Annotated in this window: 12 protein-coding genes; 5 read left to right on the top strand and 7 right to left on the bottom strand. The window is 32.3% G+C overall.

Annotated features, from left to right (window positions below):
- The 3 genes from EC396_RS09935 to EC396_RS09925 all read left to right on the top strand — a co-directional run.
- A partial coding sequence (locus tag EC396_RS09935) for a LamG-like jellyroll fold domain-containing protein (RefSeq protein WP_129366549.1) occupies positions 1-4,238 on the top strand: 4,238 nt, incomplete at its 5' end.
- Between the two features lie 230 nt (positions 4,239-4,468).
- Positions 4,469-9,898 carry a PA14 domain-containing protein gene (locus EC396_RS09930; protein ID WP_129366548.1) on the top strand — a complete coding sequence of 1,810 codons (5,430 nt, stop codon included), beginning with the start codon at positions 4,469-4,471 and terminating at the stop codon, positions 9,896-9,898.
- 186 nt (positions 9,899-10,084) lie between these two features.
- Positions 10,085-12,958, top strand: coding sequence for a T9SS type A sorting domain-containing protein (locus EC396_RS09925; RefSeq protein WP_129366547.1), 2,874 nt, complete (start codon positions 10,085-10,087; stop codon positions 12,956-12,958).
- A gap of 536 nt (positions 12,959-13,494) precedes the next feature.
- Here the strand turns inward: EC396_RS09925 and tyrS are convergent.
- The gene (gene tyrS / locus EC396_RS09920; RefSeq protein ID WP_370276473.1) at positions 13,495-14,781 is read right to left on the bottom strand and encodes a tyrosine--tRNA ligase; all 1,287 of its coding nucleotides are present in this window, start codon (positions 14,779-14,781) and stop codon (positions 13,495-13,497) included.
- A gap of 130 nt (positions 14,782-14,911) precedes the next feature.
- Here tyrS and EC396_RS09915 point away from each other — a divergent pair, with 130 nt between their 5' ends.
- A complete protein-coding gene (locus EC396_RS09915; RefSeq protein WP_129366546.1) occupies positions 14,912-15,913 on the top strand; it encodes an NAD-dependent epimerase/dehydratase family protein in 1,002 nt (333 codons plus the stop codon).
- Positions 15,914-15,948: 35 nt separating this feature from the next.
- Here EC396_RS09915 and EC396_RS09910 read toward each other — a convergent pair whose 3' ends face one another.
- The 6 genes from EC396_RS09910 to aspS form a co-directional block, all read right to left on the bottom strand.
- Positions 15,949-16,185, bottom strand: coding sequence for a hypothetical protein (locus EC396_RS09910; protein WP_129366545.1), 237 nt, complete (start codon positions 16,183-16,185; stop codon positions 15,949-15,951).
- 17 nt (positions 16,186-16,202) lie between these two features.
- Positions 16,203-17,996, bottom strand: coding sequence for a chloride channel protein (locus EC396_RS09905; RefSeq protein ID WP_129366544.1), 1,794 nt, complete (start codon positions 17,994-17,996; stop codon positions 16,203-16,205).
- 250 nt (positions 17,997-18,246) lie between these two features.
- Positions 18,247-20,013 (bottom strand): APC family permease, encoded by a 1,767-nt coding sequence (locus tag EC396_RS09900; protein ID WP_129366543.1) that lies wholly within the window; start codon positions 20,011-20,013, stop codon positions 18,247-18,249.
- Between the two features lie 136 nt (positions 20,014-20,149).
- The gene (locus EC396_RS09895) at positions 20,150-20,836 is read right to left on the bottom strand and encodes a TrkA family potassium uptake protein (RefSeq protein ID WP_129366542.1); all 687 of its coding nucleotides are present in this window, start codon (positions 20,834-20,836) and stop codon (positions 20,150-20,152) included.
- A gap of 13 nt (positions 20,837-20,849) precedes the next feature.
- On the bottom strand, positions 20,850-22,619 hold the full coding sequence (locus EC396_RS09890; RefSeq protein WP_240665679.1) for a TrkH family potassium uptake protein: 1,770 nt from the start codon (positions 22,617-22,619) through the stop codon (positions 20,850-20,852).
- A gap of 33 nt (positions 22,620-22,652) precedes the next feature.
- Complete coding sequence (gene aspS / locus EC396_RS09885; protein ID WP_129366541.1) at positions 22,653-24,401, bottom strand: aspartate--tRNA ligase; 1,749 nt, start codon at positions 24,399-24,401, stop codon at positions 22,653-22,655.
- A 231-nt stretch (positions 24,402-24,632) separates the two neighbouring features.
- On the opposite strand from aspS, the gene EC396_RS09880 reads away from it, so the two are divergent.
- Positions 24,633-26,429, top strand: coding sequence for a long-chain fatty acid--CoA ligase (locus EC396_RS09880; protein ID WP_129366540.1), 1,797 nt, complete (start codon positions 24,633-24,635; stop codon positions 26,427-26,429).
- Positions 26,430-26,440 lie beyond the last annotated feature (11 nt).

The raw sequence follows: 26,440 nt of genomic DNA, 5'->3' as shown, positions 1-26,440 counted from the left end.
CTATAGACAATGGTTTTGATAGTAGTGTTCCTAATCCAGATGTGCCATATGCTACTACAGTAAATCTAGGTTGTTTGGAAGATGCTAATAATTATTATGTGATAATGTATGATAGAGGAGGTGGCGTAAACGGTCCGGGTGACGGTTGGGATCGTAACCTTCCTAATGTAGTATCTAATATTACGATTACTTCTGGAGGAGTAACAGTGCTTTCAAATGATGGTTGGACAGCCCGTAGTGGTGGTGTTAGGGTTAATTTCAATGTTAGTGGAGGTGGTGTTTGTAATAATCCAGAAGCTCCAGGTGGTGTTTTTACAGATTTAAATTTATGGTTAAAAGCCGATGCAGGTACAAATACAATTATTGAAGGAAATGGCATTACAAGTTGGGTAGATCAAAGTCCTTTAGGTTTTGATGCAATGGGAACTGGAAATACGACTTACCTTTCTTCATTTTCAAACTTTAACCCAGGTTTAAATTTTACTGATGACGATAGACCGTTATCTGGAAATATTAGTAGAACAAATGGAACAGGTTCAACCATATTTGTGGTTGGTAATATATCAACTGTTAATGATAAAGCGTTGATAGAACTTGGAACTGCTTCATCAAGAGCTTTTTTTATTGATAGAAGATATGCTGCAAATCCACCAGATCTTTATAGTCTTCAAATAAACAATACATTTGTTTGGTCTGTAAGTGATCCAGGGGGAACTGCGTCGGCAATGATTTATGAGGATGGAAATAATATTCATACTAATGGTACAAAAGCATTTAGTACAAGTTGGTCTACTGGGGGAAGTTATTATATAGGTGATGATAGATCAGGAGGAAATAGGCTTACGGGTGGAATTTCAGAAGTGATATATTATGATAGACAATTGTCACTTGCTAATCAAGTTAAAGTAGAATCTTACTTAGCAATTAAATACGGTATAACATTAGATAATACGGGTGGTGGCATTAATGGAGATTATATGGCTTCAAGCGGCAGTACGCCACTTTGGGATGCTTCGGCTAACAGTACTTATCATTACAATGTAGCAGGTATTGGTAGAGATGATGATTCTGTGTTAAATCAAAAGCAATCGACCTCTCAAAATGCAAATGCCAATGATATCACCATAGGTTTGGGCGATATTTACACTACAAACCTACTTAATACAAACACTTTTGCAACAGATCAAACATTTTTAATGTGGGGAAATAATAATTTACCTTTTGTTGCTGGTACTACGCTTACGGTAAATTTAAGCCAAGATATTGCAGGAGGCCCTTCAACAATTGTTTCGTTTACACCTATACAACGTGTATGGAAAATGAAAGAAACAAATGATGTTGAAAATGTGAAAATATCCATACCAGAAACCTTATTAACAAGTACTATTTCTGGTTCTAATGGTGGTGAGTATGTAATGGTTGTTTCTAGTAATAATACATTTAATGAAACTTCAACCTATGTGCCTTTAACGTTAAACGGTTCTAACCTTGAATGTATTTTTGATTTTACGGGTGAGCAGTATGTGACTTTTGGGTATAGACCTTATACAACTGAACAGCGCTCAATCTTTTTTGATGATAGAGATAACGATAGAATTAACTTAGGAAATACTTTGAATTTAAATCCAGCAGGATTTACAATTTCTTCTTGGATTAAATGGACTACAGGTGAAGATAGCGGTACTATTGTTGCAAAAAGAAATGATGGTAATTTAACCGATGGGTTTGAATTTAGAATTGGAGGCGAACAGTTGCGAATGCGATGGGCTAATAACGGAAGTATAGTTGCTAATTTAACTTCAAGCACTTTTATTCCCGATAATGAGTGGCATCATGTAGCTGCTATTTATAATGGAACAACTTTGTATTTATATATTGATGGTGTGTTGGATGGATCTAGAGTTGTAAGTGCACCTGTGAATAACGATTTTCCTTTTTATATTGGCGCTGCTGGAAATCCTAGAGATGAGTTTTATGGTTCTATAGACGAAGTACGTATTTGGAATGTTGCACTTTTACAAGAGCAATTGCGTTATATCATGAATCAGGAAATTGAAGAGCATTCGGATAATACAGTTACTGGATCCGTTATTCCACAAAATATCCCAAATAACGATGTGTCTAGCATACCTTGGAGTGATTTAGCAGGTTATTACCCTATGTCAACTTACGCTTATCCTAGTGTAGTTGTTGATGCTTCTGGTAATGGAAATTATGGAAATCTTAAATATAACAATAGAAGTACAAACGTGTATAAAAGAGTTGATTCTCAAACAGCACCACTGCCTTATGTTTCAGTAGCAGATGCTAATTGGGATTTAAAAACAACTTGGAATGCTGATTCTTTTCAAACTATTCCAGGCGCTGTATCTATTGTAGCTGCTTCTGTTGATAGAAATGGTGATGCAACTATAAATGATGATGATAGATATACGATAGATTGGAATATTGTGCAAATAGCTTCAAATGTAACAATGGAAAATTCAACACTTCCATCTGTAAATGAATCTGTAAGAACTACATTAGGTTTATTGGTAAATACAACCAAAGAATTAACAGTTGAAGGAGTCACAAATATTTCAACAGGAACCGGAACAGGTTACGGTATAAACGTTTCACATTATTTAGATTTAGATGGTATTTTACATTTAGATGGCGAATCGCAGCTATTGCAATCAGAAAGAAGTATTTTAGACAATACCAGCTCGGGGTATATTACACGTAGCCAACAAGGTACCGCTAACATAAACTCTTATAACTATTGGGGGTCGCCAGTTGGTGTAACTAAATTGTCAAGTAATATTGAAATAAGTGACTATAAATATAGTTTGTTTGATGTTTTGTATAGTAGTTATTCAACAAAAGTATCATTTGTAGGTGGTTATAACTACAACGGGTCAGTTGGACCACCATTAACAATTGCTAATTATTGGGTTTATAAATATGCTGATAAAAATGGAAACTATGCTGAATGGCAACAAGTAAGAAGTACAGGTGATATTTTTGCAGGTGAAGGATTTACTATGAAAGGAACCAGTACGGGTGCTGTAAATACTTTTCAAAATTATGTATTTAGAGGTTTACCAAATAATGGAACAATATCTTTAAATGTTAGTGCTAATAATCAGTACTTAATAGCAAACCCATTTCCTTCAGCTATTGATGGTTATCAATTTATAAACGATAATAAAGCATCAAATCCAGAAGGTTCGTTGTTAACAGGTACACTTTATTTTTGGCAACAATTTAAAGGAACAAGTCATAATTTAGCAGATTACGAAGGTGGTTATGCAACTTTAAACCTTTCAGGAGGTTCGCCTGCAGCTTCAGGGACAAGTATAGGCGATTTACCAACAGATCCGTCAGATCTTAAAATACCAGGGCAATACATACCTGTAGCTCAAGGATTTTTTACTGATAGTGATGGAGATGGCGGAAAAATAAAATTTAACAATGGTCAACGTGTTTTTGTTAAAGAATCTTCAGGAGATGCTATTTTTATGAAGTCAGCCAATGCTAAATCTAAAACATCAAGTATTTATAAAGCACAAAAAGATATTCGTCCAAAATTTAGATTAGGATTTAAAGCACCTCAAATAAGTCATAGGCAGTTGTTGTTAACCATTGATAAAAATACCACAGATGGTGTAGATTGGGGTTATGATGGTGAGATGAATGGCGTGGTAGCTGATGATATGTTTTGGGTATTAAACAATAAAAAATACGTAATTCAAGCGTTACCAGATGCAAATAAAGACAGAGAAGTGCCATTGGGTATTACCACAAAAACAGGAGGTTTGGTAAGTATTCAAATTGATGCGATGGAAAATGTGGATAGCAATGTTGAATTGTATATTAAAGATGCTTTAGTTGGCAAAACATACAAAATAAACAATCAGCCTTTTGAAATTGAATTAGCAGCAGGTACTTATACAGATCGTTTTTCATTGGTTTTTGCACCTCAGGAAACATTGGATTTAGAAGATGAAATTTTAAAAAATGGAGTGTTGGTATTTATGAACAATGCTGCAGGTGAAATTCAAATTAAAAATACAATACAGGTAGAATTGTTAAGTGTTAATTTATACAATAGTTTGGGGCAATTACAAAATACTTGGGATAAAAACTTACAAGATCAAAACCTTAATTTACCAGTATCCAATGTAGCAACGGGTATGTATTTGGTTCAAATAAAAGCTGCAACAGGTATTATTGCTAAAAAGGTAATTATTGAATAATAACCTATTACCAAATAAGATTTAAAATAAAAAAATCAAATGTTTTATTAAGTATATCAACTTATAAAGTACAGCACAGTATAATTTATTAACAGTATTAAGGGTTTACTTGGGTAAGTCTCTGAAATTAAATCCTTTTAAATAAAAAGTTTGTTAATAAATTATAATAAAATAATTCAATTACACCTAATTGTATTATTTTTGCGCAAATTTTGTGCATTAAGTAATTTATGGGATATATTAAATCTATTTTCAAATATTTTATTTTATTTGGTTTTTTACTGAAAGTTTCGTTTGGTTATGGGCAAACAGTTTATTCTGAAGATTTTAATTCAGGACTTAGCGGTTGGACTCTTTCTTCAACTGGGAGCGGAACAGGAGCTTGGATAAATGGATCTAATTCAGCCCATAGAACAGGATCCAATGGCAAATATATGTATTCCGCTAGGTACGGTGGTTACTATAATGATCATACCTATGTTATTGCTGAAAGTCCGACAATTAACGCTTTAGGTTATACTAATTTAAATCTTGAAATGGATGTATGGTATATGGCTGAATATGGTTATGATGTCATGCAGGTACAATATTCTTTGAATAATGGCGCATGGAAGGTTTTAGGTAAAAGTACAAAATCTGGAGTTACAGGAAATCCAAATTGGTATACACCTACAGAAAATGATGGTTTAGACGGATGGTCAAGTGATGCAAATGTTGGAAAATGGGTGACTAGGCAAATTAATTTAAGTGCTGAAGATACTGGTTTTAATAACAATTCTAATATTAAATTGAGAGTAATTTTTTCTTCAGATGAATTAACAACTTTTGCTGGAGTTGCTTTTGATAATATCTTAATTCAAGGAAATAATTATTGTGCTTCATCAGCATATTCATTTTCTAAACCTACTTGGTCTGATGATATTAGACGAGTTCAGTTTAATACTATTGATAATGCAACATCAGATTATGCAAGTGGTTATTCAGACTTTACAAATATATCAACTACTGTTGCAATAAATGGTAAATACGATTTATCTGTATATGTAAACACTTCAGAAAATGAAAGAAATAATGAAACTTGGAGATACAATGTTTATGCTTGGATTGATTGGAATCAAGACGGTGATTTTAATGATTCAAACGAAAGCTATAATCTAGGATCTGCTACTAATAGTGCCTATGCACAACCTAATAATTCACCTTATAGTATAATTGTTCCAGCTGGAGCTAAGCTAGGTACTACTAGGATGAGAATTACTGAAAAATATAATGCTACAGCTGCTCCATGTGATAATAGTTTTCATGGCGAAGTTGAAGATTATACTATTAATGTAATTAATGCTGCCCCATATTGTACTCCGTTAAATATTAATAACTACAATACATATTTTATTTCAAATGTATCATTAGGAATTTTAAATAATACCACTAACGTTGGTACAGGAAACTATAGTAATTTTACCTCATTAACACCAAACAATGTATCTGCTGGTGGTGTGTTAAATGGAACAATTTCGGTTAAATTAAATGGATGGAATACAGATACTTACGATTTAAATGTTTGGATTGATTTTAACCAAGATTTAGATTTTAATGATCCCGGTGAAAATTATTTGGTTAAAGTAAGAGATCTTAATAATGTTGGAGGTATCAAAACTGTTGTGGTTCCTGTTAGTATTCCTATTTCAGCGAGTGCTTCTCTAGGGAATACGCGAATGAGAATTGGTTTTGTTGATTCTGTTCGAGATCCAAAATATAGTGTTTGTGATTTTGTATGGGATTCAGGTGAAGTTGAAGATTACACTATAAATATATTAGCACCATCAGCAGCAATTACTACGGGTACAATTTCGCCAACATCATATTGTGCAGGATCATCAGTAAGTGTGCCTTTTACTAAAACAGGTACTTTTAATTCGGGTAACATTTTTACAGCTCAATTGTCAAATGCTTCAGGTAGTTTTGCTTCACCTGTAACTATTGGAACATTAAATTCAACAGGTTCTGGAACTATTTCAGGAGTAATTCCAGTAGGAACAGCCACAGGATCTGGTTATAGAATACGAGTAATAAGTAGCAATCCAGCAATTGTTGGAACTGCTAATAGTTCAAATTTAAATGTTAATGCGATACCTTCAGCACCAATAGTTGGCAATATTACTCATCCAACGTGTTTATTACCAACTGGTAGCGTTGTTTTAAATGGTTTGCCAGCAACACCTTGGACATTAACAAGAAGCCCAGGGAATGTAATAACCGCAGGAAGTGGAACTAGTAGTACTATTTCAGGTCTTAATCCAGGAACTTATACGTACACAGTTAATTATTCTGGATTAACAGGTGAGTATTTTAACAATAAAAATCTTTCAGGATCACCAGTATTAACGCGTACAGATGCTACTGTTAATTTTGATTGGGGAGGCGGTAATCCAGGTTCGCCAATTAATAATGATAATTTTTCTGTGAGATGGTCTGGGCAAGTACAACCTTTGTATACTGAAAATTATACGTTTAGTACAAGAAGTGATGATGGTATTAGACTTTGGGTAAATGGGGTGCAAATTATAAATAATTGGACAGACCATGGTCCTACAGTTGATACAGGTACAATAAATTTGGTTGCTGGTCAAAAATATGCAATTGTTTTAGAATATTATGAGTATACGGGAGGTGCTGTAGCTGAACTTTCTTGGAGTAGCGCTAGTCAATCATTACAAATAATTCCACAATCACAATTATTTCCATCAACATGTGCTTCACCATCTTCAGCAAATGTTGTAATAAATTCAATACCAACAGCACCACCACCTACAACTACAGGAGGTCAAATATGTATTGGATCATCAGCTACTTTATCTGCTTCAGGAGCTGCTTCAGGAGGTATTTATAAATGGTACAATGCTGCAACTTCAGGCACTTTACTTAAAACAAGTGCAAATAATACAGATAATACCTTTGTAACGCCAACCTTGGGAAGCACAACAAATTATTGGGTTTCTATTACCAATGCAAGTGGTTGTGAAAGTCCTAGAACTATTGTTACAGCCACGTTTCCTTTAAATTCAACAGATTCGCAAATAACAGTAGGTAATAATTCTTGGATAGGTCATGTGTATGATGGAACCAATGCAGGAATACCTTACAATGGTAATTTTACAAATTACTATGGTTCGGTTACAGAACTAGAAGAATTTAATCAAACGTTTGGAGGAGATTACAATTGTTATGCTATTAATTCTACTTCACCATTAGGAAGTAGATCTATTTATACAGAAACTTTTTCAGTTCGTTACCGTATGAATTCAACTAGAAAAGGATTGTACCTGGTTGATTTAGGCTCTGATGATGGCTCTAGATTACAGGTTGATGGTACCTTGGTTTACGACGATTGGGTCTTGCAAGGTTTTGGCTCAGGAAACCCAAGGGTGTTAATGAGTTTAACGGGTAATAGCTCTTTGATTTATGATTTTTACGAAAACAATGGTGGTAATCAAGTTAGGTTTAATAACCTAGTTAGAGTTATTGAGAATACCTTAAATACAAATACAACACAAAATATTTGTTTAAATTCCACTGGTGTAGCCATAAGTGGAGATACTTTTGGGGTTCTTCCTAGCGGTATTTCATTAGCGGGGACTGGATATCAGTGGGCTTACAGTTCTTCTATAACAGGCCCTTGGATTGATATTAGTGGTGCAACAACTGCAACTTTTACACCATCGGGTATGGTGGCGCCTTTTAATGCTGGTGGTACTTTTTATTTAATTAGAAAAGCAAAACTATCAAGTGCAAATAATGTAGCGCCAAACCCTTATGTAGCAACAAACAATTCTAATGTTGCAACGGTAAATGTAGCTTCAACAGTTACTTGGACAGGTGCAGTTAGTAAGGATTGGAACACAGATGCAAACTGGAGTTGTGGAGGTGTCCCTACAATTACAACAAATGTTTTAATTCCGGCAGGTGTAACTAATTACCCTGAAATTGCATCCACTGATGCAGGTGGCTTGGCAAATAATATAGAAATTGAGACAGGTGCAACACTTACGGTTTTTGATAATAGCATTAAAGTAGATGGTACTTTGTTGTTAAATGGCGTTATTGATTTAGAAGGTGAAGGTCAATTGATACAAAATACAGGAAGTGTATTAAACCCAACAAGTAAAGGAAGTATTGAGATAGACCAACAAGGTACTGCAAGTACTTATGCTTATAATTATTGGGGATCACCAGTAGGAACAACTTTAACTGGCACAAATTCATATAGTTATAAATTAGAAGATATTTTGTATGATGGTGCTACACCTGTTAAATTTATTTCAGGTTATAATGGTAAAACTTCTCCAATTTCAATAGCTAATTACTGGATTTATAAATATACCAAAGCTACAAATACAGGAGGTTATTCAGATTGGCAGGCAATTGGTAGTACGGGAAATTTAGATGCAGGACAAGGTTTTACTATGAAAGGACCAAATTCTTCAGCAGCAATAACGGTTGATCAAAATTATACCTTTAAAGGAAAACCAAATAATGGGACAATTGCGTTAGCAATAAAGGCAGGTAACGAATATTTGCTTGGAAATCCGTATCCTTCAGCAATTGATATCAATAATTTTTTCCAAGATAATCCATTTATGTTTGATGGTTATATCCGTTTTTGGGAACAATTTGATGTAAAAAGTCATAATTTAGCCAATTATGAAGGCGTTTATTGGCTTGTAAATATTAGTGGAGGGGTTCCAACATCGTTTACGCCATCATTGATTAATCAAAATCCAACTTCAGTCTCAAAGAAAACACCAGCGTCAAATATCCCTGTGGCACAAGGATTTTTTATAAAAGCAGTTAAAGATGGTGTTATTCAATTTACAAATAACCAACGTGTTTTTGTTACAGAATCTTCAGGAGATGCAGTTTTTATGAAACTAGGTAATTCTAAGTCTAAAGCAGCAAATGTTTCTATAAAAGAACAAGATGGGCGTACAAAAATAAGATTGGGATTTAAGGCGCCAAAATTAAACCACCGTCAGTTATTGTTAACTATTGATGAAAGAGCAACTGATGGAGTGGATTGGGGCTTTGATGGTGAAATGAGTGAGGTTTTAGTAGATGATATGTACTGGACTTTGGCTGATAAAAAATATGTAATTCAAGCAACAAATAGTTTTTCTTTAGATAAGGAAATGCCATTGGGTATTACCACAAAAGCTGGAGGTTTGGTAAGTATTCAAATTGATGCTTTAGAAAATGTGGATAACAATGTTGAATTGTTTATTAAAGATGCTTTAGTTGGCAAAACATACAAAATAAACAATCAGCCTTTTGAAATTGAATTAGCAGCAGGCACATATACAGATCGTTTTTCATTGGTTTTTGCACCTCAAGAAACATTGGATTTAGAAGATGAAATTTTAAAAAATGGAGTGTTGGTATTTATGAACAACACTGCTGGTGAAATTCAAATTAAAAATACAATACAGGCAGAATTGTTAAGTGTTAATTTATACAATAGTTTGGGGCAAGAATTAAAAGTTTGGACCAAAAACCTTGAAGATACACAAGTAGTATTGCCAGTTAATAATATGGCAACAGGAATGTATGTTGTTCAGGTAAAAACTTCAACAGGTACTATTACAAAGAAAATAATTATTGAATAAAACCATATTGAAAGACTGATTTCACTTTTAAGTATAATCAGGTTCTAATCTAAAAACCTTAAATTAAAGTTAAAACTCTTTAAATTAAGGTTTCTTTTCTTAAAATAAGTGTTAATGTTTATAATCCATAAATTTAATAGATGATTTAAGTACTATTTTTGCACGAAATTTGAAATTAATTAATATATGGGGTATGTTAAGTATGTTTTTAAAAGAGTATTGTTTATCATCTTTTTTATAAATGTAGTGCTTACTTATGGGCAAATAACAATTGCAAGTCAGAATTTTGATAATCCAAAAAGTGGTTTGGGTTATAGTGTTTCTAATAGTAATATTAAAGTGTCAAATATTACTTCTGAATCTTCGCCAAATTCTTTAATGTTTGAAGGTAAAATGTCGTATAATTATGTAACGTTTAATGAAGTAGATATTTCTTCATATTCAAATGTAACGGTAACATTATCATTTGCTTCAATAAAAGTTAAAAGTGGTGAAAATTTGTATTTAGAAGTAATATATGATGGGGGTAATAGATCTTGGCTTGATTTAATTGCAGGAAACAATAATAATCAAGATGTAAATTGGGGTACACCTGATGGTGATGGTAGTACAGTGAATTCAAATCCGTATACGCTAAAAGTTCCTAATGATGTAAATAAAATTCAAGTTCGTGTAATCGTTTCTAATTTAAATAATAATAGATATTTTTTTATTGACAATCTTTTAATTGAAGGAGATCCGTATTGCACACCTTCAGATATTAATGACTATAACACATTTTTTATTTCAGATGTTTCGTTAGGTAGTTTACATAATCCTACTTCAGGTACTACGGGAAGTTATACCAATTTTTCAGAAGATTTTTTACCTGTTGATGTAAATGTAGGAGGAAGTTTAAATGGTACAATTTCAGTAAATTTAGATGGTCATAATAATGATGTAAACCATTTAGTGGTTTGGATTGATTTCAACCAAAACTTTGTTTTTGATGAATTTGATGAGAAATATGTGTACGAAATAATTGACCCTAAAGTACCCGATATAATAAAAACAGTTAAAGTTCCTGTTAGTATTCCTATTCCAGCTAGTGCGCTTATTGGAAATACGCGAATGAGGATAGGACTTGTTGATTTTAAAAATGGTAAGCCATACAATGCTTGTGATTTTAATTATAGATCGGGTGAAGTAGAAGATTACACCATAAATATAACTAACGGTTGTTCAATAAACACTTGGACCGGAGTTGTTAGTGCTGATTGGAACACAGATGCAAACTGGAGCTGTGGAGGTGTCCCTACAATTACAACAAATGTTTTAATTCCGGCAGGTGTAACTAATTACCCTGAAATTGCATCCACTGATGCAGGTGGTTTGGCAAATGATATAGAAATTGAGAATGGTGCAACATTAACGGTTTTTGATAATAGTATTGAAATAGATGGTACTTTATTGTTAAATGGTTTTATGCATTTAGATGGTGAAGGGCAATTAATTCAAAATCGTGAAAGTATTTTAGACGCTTCAAGTTTAGGAGGTATTACACAAAGTCAGCAAGGTACTGCAAATTTATATTCTTATAATTATTGGGGATCTCCCGTAGGCACAACTAAATTATCAACTAATGCAAGTGTAAGTGATTATAGTTATAGCTTGTCTGATATTTTATATAGTGATTTAACAACAAAAGTAACTTTTTTAGGTGGAAATAATTACAATGGTTCAGTAGGTCCTCCTATAGTAATTTCCGATTATTGGATTTGGAAATTCGCAAATAAGCCCGCTGGTGTTTATTCTGAGTGGCAGCATGTACGAAGCAAAGGAGAAATTAAAGCAGGTGAAGGATTTACTATGAAAGGAACAACTACAGGAGACGTAAGTACAATTCAAAATTATGTATTTAGAGGGTTGCCAAATAATGGTGCAGTTTCTTTAACTGTTAGTGGTGGTAACGAATATTTGGTAGCAAACCCTTATCCTTCAGCTATTGATGGTTATCAGTTTATAAATGATAATAAACCTACAAACCCAGAAGGTTCTTTGTTAACAGGTACCCTTTATTTTTGGCAACAATTTAAAGGAACAAGTCATAATTTAGCAGATTATGAAGGGGGTTATGCAACTTTAACTTTGGCAGGTGGTTTACCTGCAGCTGTGGCTAGTATTGGTGATTTACCCGATGATTTATCGGAACTTAAAACACCAGGTCAATACATACCAGTAGCTCAGGGATTCTTTACATCAAGCGATACTGATGGAGGTAAAATTAAGTTTAATAATGGTCAACGATATTTTGTACCACAATCTTCTGAAAGTTCAATCTTTATAGAATCCAAAAATTCTAAATCGAAAACATCAAGTGTTGCTAAGGCGCAAAAAGATGTTCGTCCAAAATTTAGATTGGGTTTTAAAGCACCTCAAATTAAACACAGACAATTGTTATTAACTATTGATGAAAATACTACCGATGCTGTTGATTGGGGCTATGATGGCGAAATGAATGGGATGTTGGTTGATGATATGTATTGGGCATTAGATAATAAAAAATACGTAATTCAAGGCTTACCAGATGCTAATATTGACAGGGAAATACCTTTAGGTATTAAAATGAGTAAAACAGGCTTAGCAACCATTCAAATTGATGCGCTGGAAAATGTAGATGAAAGTGTTGAATTGTTTATTAAAGATGCTTTAGTTGGCAAAACATACAAAATAAACAATCAGCCTTTTGAAATTGAATTAGCAGCAGGCACATATACAGATCGTTTTTCATTGGTTTTTGCACCTCAGGAAACATTGGATTTAGAAGATGAAATTCTAAAAAATGGAGTGTTGGTATTTATGAACAACACTGCTGGTGAAATTCAAATTAAAAATACAATACAGGCAGAATTGTTAAGTGTTAATTTATACAATAGTTTGGGGCAATTACAAAATACTTGGGATAAAAACTTGCAAGGTCAAAACCTTAATTTACCAGTATCTAATGTAGCAGCGGGTATGTATTTGGTTCAAATAAAAGCTGCAACAGGTATTATTGCTAAAAAGGTAATTATTGAATAAGTACTAAAAATATATGTACTTTAGGCATAAAGCTTACTAGGTTTAGTATAAATACCTAGTAAGCTTTTTTATTTTAAAATAAATTGGAATCAAAAAGTGCCATTTTAAATTAGGTAGCCGTTGTGAAAGGGTGGTTTTATTAGGCTTTTTTGATTTAATAATAGCTTTTTAAAACTCACTAAGTAATTTTGTAAACTAGCTAAGCAGTTTTGTGAATTAGCTAAGCGATTTTGTAAATTAGCTAAGCAGTTTTTGTAAACTCCTAAGCGATTTGCAAAAACCACTATAATCGTTTTTTGGTTTTCTATACAAAATACTTGGAATAAAAATTTACAAGATCAAAACCTTAATTTACCAGCATCTAAATTAGCAGTAGGTATATTTGGTTCAAATAAAAGCTGCCATTCTAATCTTTACAATAAAAAGCATAAAAAAAGACTGCTCAAAAGCAGTCTTTTTTATTATAAATTTTTCTTTTATTAGGGTTAAGGTTGCAATTACATCATTCAACCTTTAACCTTTTTACCCTTCAACTATTAAACCACTTTTAATAAAAAATAAGTTTTTTTACCGCGTTGTAATAACACAAATTTATCTGCAATTAAATCGTTTGTTGTAATTACAAAATCTTCTTTCACTTTTTCTTTATTTACAGATATTGAATTTTCACTTAAAGCTCTTCTAACTTCTCCGTTAGATTTTAAGAAACCTGTTTCAGCAAAAGCGGGTACAATTTCCAAACCGTTTTCAATAGTACTGCGTTCAATATCGGCTTGTGGTATGCCTTCAAAAACATCTAAAAATGTTTGTTCATCTAAGTTTTTTAAATCTTCTTTAGTCGAATTTCCAAATAAAATATTAGATGCTTTTATTGCATTTTCGTAAGCTTCAACACCGTGTGTCATAATGGTAACTTCTTCGCCAATTTTCTTTTGAAGAAGTCGTAAATGTGGTGCTTGTTTGTGTTCAGCAATTAAAGCTTCAATAGTTGCTTTATCTAAAAAAGTAAATATTTTAATATAGCTTTCTGCATCTTCGTCTGATGAATTTAACCAATATTGGTAATATTTATATGGCGAAGTTCTGTTGGCATCTAACCAAACATTGCCACCTGCTGTTTTACCAAATTTAGTACCGTCGGCTTTGGTAATTAATTTACAAGTTAAGGCATAAGCTTTACCTTGTGCCATTCTTCTTACCAATTCAGTACCAGTAGTAATATTACCCCATTGGTCCGAACCTCCCATTTGTAATTTTACATTTTTTTCTTTGTACAAATGATAAAAATCGTAACCTTGAAACAATTGGTAGGTAAATTCTGTAAAACTCATACCCGTTTGAGAGTCTGGATCAAAACGTTTTTTAACAGAATCTTTTGCCATCATATAGTTTACAGTAATATGTTTACCTACATCACGCACAAAATCTATTAAAGAAATGTCTTTCATCCAATCGTAATTATTTACCAATTCTGCTGGGTTCTCAACATTGCTATCAAATTTTAAAAAACGTGCTAACTGACCTTTTACACCAGCTATGTTTTTAGACAAAGTTTCTTCGTCTAATAAATTACGTTCGTCTGATTTTCCTGAAGGATCACCTACCATTCCGGTAGCGCCACCAACCAAAGCAATGGCATTATGACCCGCTTTTTGAAAATGCATTAAAATAATAATTGGTACTAAACTACCAATATGAAGCGAATCTGCAGTTGGATCAAACCCTATATAACCTGCAGTTTTGTTATTTAATAAATAGTCTTCAGTTTCGGGCATTATGTCGTGCAACATGCCTCTCCAACGTAATTCTTCAACAAAATTCATTCTCAAAATTTTTAATTTGTGCAAAGATAAAATTTTAGTTTTTAGTGGACGGTTTAAATGGTTAGTTTTTTATGGAATAGCTTTTATGTATTGAAGTAAATAAACAAACAATTTTTGTTACATTCGTTTTATGATTTTAGTAACAGGCGGAACAGGTTTAGTAGGCGCTCATTTATTGTATCAGCTTTCTTTAAAAAATGATATTATAAAGGCAATTCATCGTACAAGCAGTAATTTAGCTGCTGTAAAAAAGGTATTCAGTTATTTTTCTGAAGATTATGAATTTCTTTTTAAAAAAATTGAATGGATTGAAGCTGATATCAACGATATTTTTGCTTTAGAATTTGCTTTTGAAAATATTACAGAAGTTTATCACGCAGCGGCATTGGTATCTTTTAACGAGGCTGATAGTAAAAAAATGCGTAAAATTAATATTGAAGGTACAACAAATGTGGTGAATTTTTGTATTGATAAGCAAGTAAAAAAACTCTGTTTTGTAAGTTCTATTGCTACTATTTCAAAATCTGATAATCACCCAATTTTAAATGAAACCAACGATTGGGATATTGAAAAAAGCAATTATAGTTATGCAATTACAAAATATGGTGCCGAAATGGAAGTGTGGCGTGCATCACAAGAAGGGGTAAATGTGGTAATTGTAAATCCAGGTGTTATTTTGGGTGCTGGTTTTTGGAACGGTGGTTCGGGTTTAATTTTTGCAAATATTTACAAAGGCTTTAAATTTTATTCAGAAGGGGTTACAGGGTTTGTAGCTGTTGCTGATGTGGTGAAGGTTATGGTGCAATTAATGAAAAGTGATGTTAAAAATGAGCGATTTATTTTAGTTGCTGAAAACAAAAGTTTTAAAGATTTGTTTTTTGAAATTGCGCACAATTTTGGAAAAAATCCACCAACTATAAAAACTACAAAATTAATGAGTGCTATAGCTTGGCGATTTGAAAAAATAAAGTCGTTGCTAACCCGTAAGCCACCTTTAATTACAAAACAATCTGCTTCATCGATTCATAGTAAACGTTATTATTCTTCAACAAAAATAAAAGAAACGCTTAATTTTGAGTTCCAACCAATTTCAAAAACAGTTAAAGAGATTTGTACTTTGTTTAAAATTTGAAGTTTATTTTAAACAACAATTAAAGGTTTAAATAGTTACTTTTTTTTGTTGTGTTCTTCTAAATCTTTTCGAAATTTTTCAAAAGTAAAATCTTTGATATCTTTGTTTTTATAGCGGTGATAAATAAACAAAGGCATAAATACAAATGCAATTGCCAATACACTAACACCTATTACAATTTCGCCATTAAAATCACCTGTGCTTTTAATATAAAAGCCATAAGATAGCGCGCCTATAATTATTATTAAAAGGGTTATTAGTATTGTTTTCATAAATTAAATGGTTTTAATTATTGAGCAGAAACATCAATTAATTTTCTTCTATAAGCTGTTAATAAACGAGATTTTGATATAAAGCCAAAGTATTTACCATCTTTTAAAACTACCAAATTCCAGGCACCACTTCTTTTAAATTTATTCAAGATATCTTCAGCCGAATCTTTTTCGTAATAAATAATATCAGAACCATCGTGCATCAACGATTCTACAGTAACTTCATCGTACATTTCATTATTAAACATAATACTTCTAATGTCGTTAATTGTAAGTATGCCTAAAAAGTCATTTTCTTCGTTAATAACGGGGAAATGATTTCGTGGCGATTTTGCCACAGCATTTTTAACCACATCACCTAAAGTCATTTCTGGATAAAGCAATACAAAATCGGTTTCAATTAACTTGTCCAAATCCAATTGCATTAACACATTTTTGTCTTTATCATGTGTTAAAAGTTCTCCTTTTTCAGCCAATTCTGAAGCGTAAATATTATGCGGAATGTAATTTTTTGTGATGATAAATGATATGGATGAAACAATCATTAACGGAAGAAAAAGTTCGTAACCACTTGTAATTTCAGCAATTAAAATAATGGCATACAAAGGCGCTTGTAAAATACCTGCCATTAATCCAGCCATACCAACCATGGTAAAGTTTGTTAAAGACAATTGGTGTTCAAAAATATTACTTGCGTTGATAATTTGTGCAAAAGCAAAACCTGTAATACTACCCATAAATAAAGTTGGTGCAAAAACACCTCCAACACCACCTGCGCCAAAAGTAAATGACGTAGCAAAAACTTTAAAAAGAATTAAACCAAGTAAAAAAAGGATGATAATCCAAATATTTTCAGTTGTATAATTAAACACATTGTTTGAAATAACGCTATCAACATTTCCTTTTAAAAGATTGTTAATGGTGTTAAAACCTTCACCAAATAATGGTGGAATAAAATAAAGAGTAATACCTAACAAACCACCTCCAATAAGCAATCTTTTGTATGGATTTTTAAATCTTTTAAAAAATTTACCAATGGTAAAATACATTTTGCTAAAGTAAATAGAAGCGATTGCTGAGGTAATACCTAATAAAATATAGAATAAAACATCTTTTAAGATAAATTTATCGCGCAGTTCAAAATGAAGTAATACATCATCACCTAAAAAAAAGTATGAAGTTAAAACAGCAGTAATTGATGCTAGTAATAAAGGAATCATAGATGCCAATGTTAATTCTAAACTAAAAATTTCAACGGCAAATACAATAGCGGCAATGGGTGCTTTAAATATTGATGCCATTCCACCGGCAGCTGCAGCTGCAATTAATAAAGTTCTTGTAGTTTGATTTAAGTGAAATAATCGTGAAAAATTAGATCCAATGGCAGCACCTGTTGCTACAGTTGGACCTTCTAATCCGACTGATCCCCCAAAACCGACTGTAAGTGGAGCTGTTATTAATGAAGCCCACATTTGATGACTGGGCATAATACCTTTTAATTTTGAAATGGCATACAATGTTGAAGGAATTCCGTGTCCAACTTTTTTTCTAATGATGTATTTTTTAGTAAGAAGTACTAAAAATAAGCCTATAACAGGAAAAATAAAATAAAAAGCACTGTGAATTTCTCTAATTAGCCCTCCTTCCAATAATTCCTGAATAAAATGGGTTAAGTTTTTTAAAACAACCGCTGCAAGACCAGCCAAAAGACCAATAGATGCCGCTGCAATTCTAATAAATTGTTCGTTTGAGATGTTTTGGTATCTCCATTTTAAAAATTTACGAAATATAGTTTCGGATTTTGAAGGCATTATTTGTTTGTAAAAAAATTAGGCGCAAAATTATTAAAAATTAAAGACTTACAGTTCTTTTTGGGCAACTTTTACATTTTTTTTCACCCTTCTTTTTATATTTTTCGCAGCACTCTTCTTTAGGTGTTTTTTTACCTTTTTTTTGACTTGATTGCTGAAAATCAAAGTCATAATTAAAAATGTCTAAAGTCTTTTTTTTGGCCACAAAATTTATTTTAATCGTTATTGTTGATTTTTATTAGAAATGAAGTTAAATAATTAGCCGCACACCACCTAATTCTTCAACTTTATATGGAAATTTATTGCTAGGTGATCCAATAAACATAAAGTTAACAGGAATTTTCCATTTTTCAGAAAGTTCTTTTATTAATTGAGGGCTAAATTTACCATCAACAACTAAAAATTCAATAAATATTTCGGGATATTCTTTTCCTAAAAATTCAACTTCTAAAGGTAAATTTGGTGGTATAACTTGATCTTTATCTAAAGCTAAAACTATTTTAATTTTTTTAGTGTGTTCATTTCTAATAACATATAGCATTACTTTATTTAAAGTGGCAATATTATCACCTTTTGTAAAAAACACAAATTCTTGTGAATTGATATTGTTGATGGTTGCTAAAATATTTTTATCCATTTGAAATACCAACTTGCGCACAGGATCAAAAATGGTATGAACGGCATTTAATAGAAACTTTAACAATATTGTTCTATTTAACATGATTATGATAAAAATAATAGAAGGCACAAAATAATCTAAAAATACAACAACATTGCTTGGAGAGTCACCAGTTGGCTCTACCAAAATATTACCTAACAAAGCAATTAAAACGGCTCCAATAGCTATAAAAATTGAAAACCAACTAGCTGTTTCGGGTCTAGGAAGTGAACTTCTTTTTACTTTTAATAAAATGTTTCCAATTCCAAATAAAGCCATGACCGATAAAAAAGAAATGGTATAAACACCTGCCAATAATTTTACTTCTCCGTTGGTTATTAGCAATACAGAAACTGATAATAAAAAGAACATAATAATAATGCGATAAGAGCTACCGCCTTTGCTTTTCTTTAAAAAAAACTGAGGCATAATTCTATCTAAAGTCATACGTTCTAACAAACCAGATACACCTACAAAACTTGTTAAAACAGCTCCACTCAATACTAAAAATGCATCTACAGCAATTAATGTTGCTACCCATTTTCCACCTACATATTGCCCCATTTCTATAAGTAACGTATTTTGAAATTCGCTACTTTGTAAGGTTGGAATTGTAAATAATGCCAATGCAAAAATGGCCATTAACGGATTGATTATGCTTACTATTCCCCACATATTTCTCAGTGTTTTTGGGAATACACCTTTTTCTTGTTCTTCAACAAAATTGGCTGAACTTTCAAATCCTGAAACACCTAACATAGAGGCTGCAAATCCTAAAAAAATAGCATTTGTAACGCTTCCACCTGAAACAGGTGAGTACCAGTTTTGTAAAAATAATCCGCTTCCGTGTTCAATTAAAAAGTAAATAATAAATGCACTTAAAATAACCAATGAAGATAAATGGAAAAGAAAAATGCCGATAGCAACTTTGGCCGATTCTGTAATACCACCAATGGTTAATAATGCAAAAAACAGCAACAATCCAATGGTTGAAAGTATAATTGGCATTGAAGGAATTAGGTGATGAAGATAGTGAATAGCTTCATTTCCTGAAATTACCGCAGTTGCCATATAAGATAGTATGGTTAAAGTAGCCGCAAATGAAGCCATTTTTTTACTGGTAGTGTTTAACAAGGCATTGTATGCGCCACCATTTAAAGGCAATGCTCCAACAACTTCTCCATAAATTTTTCTGAATAAAAACAATACAAGTGAAACAATTAATAGGGTTATCCAGGCATATTGTCCCGCAAATGCAATGGCTAAGGCCGACACATAAAGTACTGAAGAGCTGATGTCGTTTCCACAAATGGCTGTGGCAGATAATTCATTTAATTTCTTATGAATTTTAGTTTCCATAAATTAACTTGTTAATTATGCATTGAGTTTGAAATAGAGATAAATATATCTATATATAAACTTATGATAAAAGTACCAATTATTGACATTGGTATTGTGAAATTTACAGAATTATTTTAGAAGTGTAGATTGGGTTTTAATTCTTTTTTAAAAATGATTGAATATCTTTATTTGCACCATAAAGTACCAAAATATCATCTTTTTCTAGAATAAGGTCTGAGTGTGCCACACCTTGAACTTTTTCAATCATAACACTGCGCCCCAAGGTGCTTATTTGCTCTGTTTTTTTGATGGTGGTTAAAATTAAAATATTGTATTTTTTTCTGAAATCAATATCACGAATTTTTTTACCAGCAATACTTTCGGGTACGTTGGCTTCAACCAAACTAAAATCTTCGTTTAATTCAAACGAATCAATAACACCTTTTAAACATAATTTTTTTGCCCATCTTTCAGCAGTTTCTTCTTCAGGATGTACAATTTCATCAACACCCAAAGCTTTTAAAACCATTTCGTGTAAAGGATTAATAGCCCTGCTTATAAGTCGTTTTACTTGTAAATTTTTAAACAATGCAGTAGCCATAATATTTGCTCCTTGATCTTCGCCAATGGCTACAATTACAACATCTGTATCTTTTAAAGGCAAACCCATCACCGTAAAATCGTCTGTAGCATTCATACAAATTGTATGCGAAATTTTTTCTTTTAACCCATCAACTTTTGCCATACTTGAGTCAATACCAATAACTTCGTTACCACTATTTGTTAATTTTTCAGCAAGTGACGCTCCAAAATTTCCAAGTCCTACAATAAGATATTTCATGATAAGTTGTGTTTTAGTTGATTATTATTTCTTCGGTTGGATATCGGTAATTTTTATGCTTTATTTTTTTAAATACAGCGATTAAAATGGACAGCATACTAACCCTACCAATAAACATAATGGTTATAATTATTATTTTGCTGTATGAGCTTAAACTTGCTGTAATTCCTAAGCTTAACCCCACAGTACTGTATGCCGAAAAGCATTCAAAAGCCACATCTATCAATCGTTTTTCAGCATCAAAATAAGTAATTCCAATAATTCCAGCACCTATTACAACTAAAGATAATGAAATTGTTGCAAAAGCCCTGCGTACCGAAATATCTGCAATTTCTCTTCTGTAAATTTCTATTCTAGATTTTCCTTTTGCCAAACTGATAAAATTAAGTGTGGCAATTGCAAAAGTACTGGTTTTGATACCTCCACCTGTAGATGCTGGTGAAGCACCTACCCACATTAGCAGAAATGTAACCATAATGGTTGACAAATTTAATGAAGTCATATCAATGGTGTTAAAACCAGCGGTTCTTGGTGTTGCAGATCCAAACAATGCCGTTACAAATTTGCCAATTCCGTTATGATCGGACAATACGTTATTGTATTCACTAATATAAAACAAGACGGTTCCAAAGGCAAATAACGAAAAAGTGGTAACCAAAGTAATTCGGCTATTGATACTTAAAACCCAAGGTTTGTATTGAAAATGAGATTTTTTAATCCCTAAAATTTTAATTTTGATGTAGTATTTTGAATATTTCATCAAATTAGCCAAGATTGGAAATCCCAGTCCGCCAAGCATTAAAAGTACCATAATTATAGATTGAAGCCCATAATTAAAACGGAATCCCTCTTCATATAAACCATTTTGAAGTGTAGAAAATCCAGCATTACAAAAAGCTGAAATTGAATGAAAAACTGAAAAATAAACACGTTCAAAAAATGTAGGAAGTTGTGCGCTATTTACATTGAAAAAAATAAATATCGCTCCTAAAATTTCAATTGTAAAAGTAATTCCTAAAATCTTTTTTAGGGTGTTAAAAACTTCGCCAATTTTATCAGAGTTGGTCATATCACTTAAAACCAGTTGATTTTCATAAGTAGATACGCCTTTAAAAAAGTAACTAAAATAGCTGGCAAAAGTTAAAATTCCAATTCCTCCCGCCTGAATAAGTATCAGTATAAATGTTTGTCCTAATTGGGTAAAATAACTACCGGTATCTACAACAATTAAACCTGTAACACAAACGGCACTTGTAGATGTAAATAAGGCATCTAAAAACGAAATACCGTTGTAGGTAGCATTTGGTAACATTAGTAAAAATGTGCCAAATAAAACAATACCTAAAAAACTGATTATAAATATTTGTGCAGGGTTAAAAAGGGTTCGTTTGTAGTTGATGTTTTGTTCTGAAAACTCTCTGATAAAAGTTAGTAATATGGTAATTTTAACCCAGTTATCATTGTAAAAAAACGACAAATGTTGATGTGCTTCAGCTGAAAAAAAGTGAATAAAAATCACATAAACGGTTATTAATATTGATATAAAATCAAAACTAATAACTTTTGTTCGCAAATTTTTTCGAAGGGTAATATAGCGTAAAATGGTTGATACAATTCCCGTCCACAGCACTACAAAATAAAAGATATTTAATTTGGTTTGTAGTGCTGTATTTTGGTCGTATCCATAATCAAAAATTAAAGTTAAAACCCCTATCAGACTTAAAAAAAATGCGAACCTATAAAAAAGTTTGGCTATAAATATATCTTTTAGATTTGGTTTCAACTTTAAATTTTTAAAAACGTTTATGTTTAAAAATTATAATTCAATTTTAAGATTTAGCTCTTTTAATTGTGCATCATCAATATGCGAAGGGGCATCAATCATTACATCACGTCCGTTGTTGTTTTTTGGGAATGCAATAAAATCACGAATTGTTTCTTGTCCGCCTAAAATAGCAACCAATCTGTCCAGTCCAAAAGCCAAACCACCGTGTGGAGGCGCTCCATATTCAAAGGCATTCATTAAAAATCCGAACTGTTCTTTAGCCTGTTCGGGTGTAAAACCTAAATGGTCAAACATCAAAGCCTGCGTTGCTTTGTCGTAAATACGAATAGATCCTCCACCAATTTCATTACCATTTAATACCATATCGTATGCATTGGCTCTTACTTTTCCTGGATCTGTATCTAGCAAATGCATATCTTCAGGTTTTGGAGATGTAAATGGATGGTGCATTGCATGGTAACGGTTTGTTTCTTCATCCCATTCTAACAGCGGAAAATCCATCACCCATAAAGGAGCAAACTCGGCTGGATTGCGTAAATTTAAACGTGTTGCCAGCTCCATACGCAAAGCACTTAATTGCGTACGAACTTTATGTGCATTGCCCGATAAAACACAAATTAAGTCTCCTGGTTTTGCACCAGTAACTTCAGCCCATTTGGCTAAATCTTCTTCGGTATAAAATTTATCTACAGATGATTTGTAAGTACCATCTTCGTTACAACGAACGTAAACCATACCTAAAGCACCAATTTGCGGACGCTTTATCCACTCAATTAAATTGTCAATTTCTTTTCTGGTATAAGCATTTCCGCCAGGAACAGCAATTCCAACTACCAATTCAGCGCTGTTAAAAACACCAAATTCTTTGTGTTGTGCAACTTCATTTAATTCGCCAAACTCCATACCAAAACGTATGTCTGGTTTGTCGTTTCCGTATTTTCTCATGGCATCATCATAAGTCATACGAGGGAAATCAGCCACATCAACACCTTTTATTTCTTTTAATAAATGGCGGGTTAAACCTTCAAACATATTTAAAATATCTTCTTGTTCAACAAAAGCCATTTCACAGTCAATTTGTGTAAATTCTGGTTGTCTGTCTGCACGTAAATCTTCGTCTCTAAAACATTTTACAATTTGAAAATACTTGTCTAAACCACCAACCATTAACAATTGTTTAAATGTTTGAGGCGATTGTGGTAAAGCATAAAACTGACCTTCATTCATACGGCTTGGCACCACAAAATCACGCGCACCTTCTGGTGTAGATTTAATTAAAACAGGCGTTTCAACTTCAATAAAACCTTTATCAGATAAATATTTACGAACTTCAATAGCTACTTTGTGACGAAATATCAAGTTTTCTTTTACCGGATTTCTTCTAATATCTAAGTAACGATATTTCATTCTTAATTCATCACCACCATCAGTTTCATCTTCAATAGTAAAAGGAGGTGTTAACGATTTATTTAAAACCTTCAATTCTTTTACCAATATTTCAACTTCACCTGTAGGAATATTTTTATTTTTTGAAACACGTTCAATTACTTCACCAGTAATTTGAATCACAAACTCTCTACCCAGTGTTTTGGCTTTTTCAACCATTTCTTTTGAAGTACGCTCTTCATCAAAAATCAATTGTGTAATACCATAACGGTCACGCAAATCAACCCAAATCATAAATCCTTTGTCGCGTGTTTTTTGCACCCATCCAGCTAAGGTAACTTCTTGACCAACATTTTCTAATCTTAATTCTCCGTTCGAATGTGTTCTGTACATTGTATATTTTTTAAAAACAGTTTGCAAATTTAATCAATTAGCAGATAGATTTAGGGGTTATCTCTATTTTTTTGTTGATTGATTTTGATTAAGAACACAACTAAAACCTAGTTTTTATTTAAGTCTTTATCTTCGTTTTGGTCTATATAACTACAAATAACAAATTATTCATAGCTTTGCGCGTGTTAAATTCAATAAAATTTCATTAATTTAACAAAAATCAGGCAAGTCATGGCATATACACACTTAATTGAAGATATCAAACAAAACGCAAAACGTTTTAAGTCAAAAAATGCGATTTATTCTAAAAATGAGGTTTTAGGTAAGTGGGAAGGAATTTCGTGGGAATTGTTTGAAAATCAGATAGAAAAGGTTTCGCAATCTTTGTTAAATTTCGGAATTTCAGTACAACAAAACGTTGCGATTTTTGCTGAAAATATGCCGCAGTGGATTGTTGCAGATATTGCAATTATGGGTGTTAGGGCGGTTACGGTTCCTATTTACGCTACCAATTCAAAAAATGAAGCTGAATACATTATCAACGATGCTGAAATTAGCGTGGTTTTTGTTGGTGGTCAAGATGAATATAACAAAGCGCTGAAAATTTTAGAAAGCAATGCTTTTTTAAAATTAATTGTTGTTTTTGATAACAATGTGAAACTTCAAAATGAAGTAAACTCGGTTTATTTTAAAGATTTTATGGCTGTTGAAACCAATACAGCTATTAAAACTGAACTTCAAAAAAGACATTTTGAATGTGATTTAAGCGATTTGGCTAGTATTATTTATACTTCGGGTACAACCGGAGAACCAAAAGGTGTTATGTTAGATCACCATAATTTTGCAGCTTCTTTGGTGGCGCATGATTTTGAATTAGATGTTTCTGAAAAAGATGTTTCGTTAAGTTTTTTACCATTAAGTCATATTTACGAACGCAGTTGGGTGTTCTTTTGTTTGCATCGTGGCATTGAAGTTTATTTTAATCAAAATCCAAAATTAATTGCTGAGGTTTTAAAAGAAGTAAAGCCAACAGTAATGTGTACGGTGCCTCGTATTTTTGAAAAAATATTTGCTGCAATTCAAGATAAAAGAAAAGAAGCTTCGCCAATAAAAATGAAATTAGCCAGTTGGGCTTTGGGTATTGGAAATGCTTATTATAACAAACACAAACGACTTGATAAAAAAGTACCATTTGCTTTAAAATTAAAATACAAAATTGCCGATAAATTGGTGTTGAGTAAGTTAAGAGACGTTTTTGGTGGTCGTATTAAATTTATGCCTTGTGGTGGTGCACCTTTGGCGGCAGATATGGTTTCATTTTTTCATTCGTTTGGCTTAAATATCAAATGTGGTTACGGCTTAACCGAAACAACCGCAACAGTTTCATTATTTGGATATAAACATTTTGAGTTCAATTCCGCAGGAAAAACAATACACGGTACCCAAATTAAAATTGGAGAAAACAGTGAAATTATGGTTAAAGGTCCTGGTGTTATGAAAGGCTATTACAAAAAACCTGCTGAAACTGCTGAAGTTTTTAAAGATGGTTGGTTTTGTACAGGTGATGCTGGTACTATGGATGCCGAAGGTAATTTGGTAATTACAGACAGAATTAAAGATTTAATGAAAACATCGGGAGGAAAATACATTGCGCCTCAAAAATTAGAAATGGCAATGATTAACGATGCTTTTATTGAACAAATTGCAGTTATTGGCGATCAGCAAAAATACGTTACTGCTTTGGCGGTGCCAAGTTTTGAAAACTTAAAAAAATACGCTTTAGAGCATAAAATTAGTTTTAAAGATGTTGAAGAATTAATCAACCACAATCAAATTAAAGATTTGTTTGAAAAACGATTTGAAGAGTTGCAAAAAGAATTTTCTAAGTTCGAAAAAATTAAAAAATTTACTTTATTGCCTAAAGAATTTAGCATTGAAGCTGGTGAAATTACAGCAACTTTAAAGTTAAAACGCAAAGTAATTCAACAAAAATATAAAGAGCTGATAGATAAAATGTATAAAGATTAACTTTGTAACTT

The organism is Lutibacter sp. HS1-25 (assembly GCF_004121075.1).
In the GTDB taxonomy this organism is placed as follows: Bacteria; Bacteroidota; Bacteroidia; order Flavobacteriales; family Flavobacteriaceae; genus Lutibacter.
Note: the sequence above shows the minus strand (reverse complement) of the source record. Positions and strands in the feature narration are given on the sequence as shown.

Coding starts and splice junctions, on each gene's coding strand:
- EC396_RS09895 (WP_129366542.1), bottom strand. CDS start 20,836: ATGAAATATCTTATTGTAGGACTTGGAAATTTTGGAGCGTCACTTGCT.
- EC396_RS09925 (WP_129366547.1), top strand. CDS start 10,085: ATGGGGTATGTTAAGTATGTTTTTAAAAGAGTATTGTTTATCATCTTT.
- aspS (WP_129366541.1), bottom strand. CDS start 24,401: ATGTACAGAACACATTCGAACGGAGAATTAAGATTAGAAAATGTTGGT.
- EC396_RS09880 (WP_129366540.1), top strand. CDS start 24,633: ATGGCATATACACACTTAATTGAAGATATCAAACAAAACGCAAAACGT.
- EC396_RS09905 (WP_129366544.1), bottom strand. CDS start 17,996: ATGCCTTCAAAATCCGAAACTATATTTCGTAAATTTTTAAAATGGAGA.
- EC396_RS09915 (WP_129366546.1), top strand. CDS start 14,912: ATGATTTTAGTAACAGGCGGAACAGGTTTAGTAGGCGCTCATTTATTG.
- EC396_RS09900 (WP_129366543.1), bottom strand. CDS start 20,013: ATGGAAACTAAAATTCATAAGAAATTAAATGAATTATCTGCCACAGCC.
- EC396_RS09910 (WP_129366545.1), bottom strand. CDS start 16,185: ATGAAAACAATACTAATAACCCTTTTAATAATAATTATAGGCGCGCTA.
- tyrS (WP_370276473.1), bottom strand. CDS start 14,781: ATGAATTTTGTTGAAGAATTACGTTGGAGAGGCATGTTGCACGACATA.
- EC396_RS09930 (WP_129366548.1), top strand. CDS start 4,469: ATGGGATATATTAAATCTATTTTCAAATATTTTATTTTATTTGGTTTT.